The sequence below is a fragment of the Bacteroidota bacterium genome, assembly GCA_034723125.1.
Lineage (GTDB): Bacteria > Bacteroidota > Bacteroidia > CAILMK01 > JAAYUY01 > JAYEOP01.
On record JAYEOP010000282.1, the window covers coordinates 1 to 2,906 of the forward strand.

Below are 2,906 nucleotides of genomic sequence, written 5' to 3' on the forward strand. Positions count from 1 at the left end.
TAACTACAGCTTTATTAGTTTGTGATTTTCTTTACTTCCATCCTCAGCAATGATAGTAATAAAATAAACTCCGGCAGTCAGTATTTTAATGTCAATTGATGATTGTTTTGAAAGCATCTCATCCGAAAATACATTTCTTCCATATAAGTCAGTTATAGTTATCAAGTGCCTGCCTGCATTGTTAAATGATATATTTATTTTTGTTGAAGCAGGATTTGGATAAATACTGTGTTTAAGCATTTTTTGATGTAAAATCCCATCGGATGCATTTATAGAAAAGTCAGTTACTACAGGAAAATGATCGGATGCAATTCCAGTATTATTCTGATTCAATCCATAAAGTTGAAGTCTATGCTGAGGCATTACTTCTGTTTGTAAAACAAAGGATTTTTGAGCATTCATAACAGCATCGGAATAAATAATAAAGTCTAGCTTACCGGGAGGATAACTACTGTTGTCATATCTCCATGTATAGTCCATTCTCTTATCAGTTTGAATACAGATTGGAGCTGTAACATCGGTATTATCCCAATCGGGTTGACCACCTTCTCCATAAGTAGAAGTATTTTGAATATTACCTGTTAACAAAGTGCTAAGTTGTTGGGCATATCCTACAAGATTTAAATCACCTCCGTAAACAAAAGGTGTTTCATTGGGCAAGGTTATAATTCCGCCTTCCGATTTGGCATCTAAAATAAAAGCTATATATTCATCCACTTCCTCCTGTCTTAAAATATCTCCACTACAACATTTTAAGTGTGCATTTGTAAAAAGCAAATCAGTATGATAAGTTTCGGGTAAGTCAATTAGTGTAGGAAACTGCCGTGATAAAGTATTCCAATCTTGAACTATTTCCCAACGAGAAGCTGTAATTAAGTCTCCATCAATTTTTTTATGTACAAACCAGCCATCAGAATTATCTATTGGAAGCCAATCATCCAGTAAAACTTTTACTTTCTGGGCATCGGTATTCCTAGATTCTGAAAACCCAATAATATCAGGATTCAATACAGTGATTATATTTTCGAAATGAGGTAGCCTTGCCGATTTTGTCAATCCATCAGCCAAAGTATTATATACAAGTATTCGGATATTATTTGTATCTTCCTTTACAATATTTGTAGGGGTGAAGGCTTGCACAGGAGTTTCGTCAAATGTATATTTAAAAACAGTACCTCCATTAGGTAAACTGTCATTATTCTCTTCATTTATTAGTAGAATTTTTATAGTAGATGATGAAAATAAGGGATGAATTCCATCAGGAACAGCATCTCTTTTAATAGCTATCTCAAATTCATCAGAAGTTATAGTAGGGGAAGCCCGAAAAGAAAAATCAGAAAAAGTAACTTTAGAATTCGGATTAACATAATAATCTGCATATCGTTCATTAAATTTTATCGCTAATTCAGCACCATAACCTGCATTAAGATGCAAGCCTGTATTTTCATTATTGTCCGTATCAAAATATAGACAAATTCCTTGAGGCATAAGATTGTCTAGTAAATCAAACTCAATATTAGTTTTTATCCTGATAAAAAGAAAATACTCATCGTTGCTTACTTGCATTTCCAATAGATCTACACCTGAAATTGACTCAGGAGCATCGCTTACTGTTGTCAAATTTGATGTCCAATCATCAAAAATAGCATCAATAGTAATTGGTGCAGATTGTGGAAAAATAACTGACGGGAAAATTATCACTAAAATAATTGTTAAACTGATAAAAATACGATTCATATAAAAATGTTTTGGCGTGGTTTTAATAATTCATGCAATATTACAAAAAGATAATTGATAATAAATTAATTTAAGGACAATTAACCGTGCTCCTTTAAAAGTACAAAGTACTTTATTTTAACAGATAAATTCGAATTCAATTTGGAAATACTATTATTTGTGTTGTATTTTTAATCAAAAAAATAAATTTAAAATAAGATGACAGAACAAGAAATTACAAAAGCTGAAAAAAGAAAAATCTGGAAAGCTAATCGTGCAATATTAGAAACTGATAACTATAAAAGGAAAAGAAGCGGAAAAAAAAGTAAAAGTCGTTGGTCATTATTTGTGAAAGTTTTGTCCTTATTTGAATTCTTTTTAAAAATATTTGGACTTTACAAAATCGGATATAAAAATGCTAAAAATATTGAGATTAAAAAAGTAACTCTTAATTATTCAAACTTACCAAAAGAATTTGATGGATACAAATTACTTCATCTTACCGACCTTCATATCGACAGCATTCCTGGACTTGAAAAAATAATTATTGAAAAAATAAAAGGCCTTAAATACGACCTTTGCGTAATGACAGGAGATTATAGGAAAAGCACTTTCGGTAGTTTTAAAAATATTTTAAAACCAATTTATCGTTTAACACAATATATAAATGCCCCTGATGGTACATTTGCAGTTTTAGGAAATCATGACACTTATTTAATGAGCAATTATGAAGAAAGAATAAATATTGAACTTTTAGTAAATGAAAGTGCAGAGATAAAACGAGGAGGGGGAAAAATAATTTTAACAGGAACAGATGACCCATTTCGATACTTTACCGACCAAGCAATAATTGCATTGGAAGAATCTAAGAAAGGATTTAAAATTGCCCTTGTTCACACCACCGAATTAAGTGATGTAGCAGCAGAAAGTGGCTATAACCTATATTTGTGTGGTCATACACACGGAGGTCAAATTTGTCTTCCAGGTGGCAAACCCTTAATAACTCACCAATTTGAAGGCAAAGGTTATTACAAAGGTTTATGGAATCACAATGGAATGAAAGGTTATACATCAAAAGGATGTGGAGTTTCGGGATTAAATGTTAGATTTAATTGCCCCGGAGAAATTACTGTCTTTACTCTAAAGAAAAATTAATCCCTCAAGTTTCGTATAATAATTCTGTGTTCTAA

2 protein-coding genes are annotated in these 2,906 nt (G+C 31.4%); one reads left to right on the forward strand and one right to left on the reverse strand.

Annotated features, from left to right (window positions below; translation table 11 throughout):
• Nucleotides 1–3 precede the first annotated feature (3 nt).
• Nucleotides 4–1,737: a T9SS type A sorting domain-containing protein gene (locus U9R42_07700; protein MEA3495902.1), complete on the reverse strand. Its 1,734-nt coding sequence runs from the start codon at nt 1,735–1,737 to the stop codon at nt 4–6.
• A 198-nt stretch (nt 1,738–1,935) separates the two neighbouring features.
• Between U9R42_07700 and U9R42_07705 the strand changes: the two genes are divergently transcribed.
• Nucleotides 1,936–2,871: a metallophosphoesterase gene (locus tag U9R42_07705; protein MEA3495903.1), complete on the forward strand. Its 936-nt coding sequence runs from the start codon at nt 1,936–1,938 to the stop codon at nt 2,869–2,871.
• Nucleotides 2,872–2,906: the final 35 nt, after the last annotated feature.

Excerpts from the sequence above, each read along its gene's own strand:
- U9R42_07700 (MEA3495902.1), bottom strand. The coding sequence starts at position 1,737 with ATGAATCGTATTTTTATCAGTTTAACAATTATTTTAGTGATAATTTTC.
- U9R42_07705 (MEA3495903.1), top strand. The coding sequence starts at position 1,936 with ATGACAGAACAAGAAATTACAAAAGCTGAAAAAAGAAAAATCTGGAAA.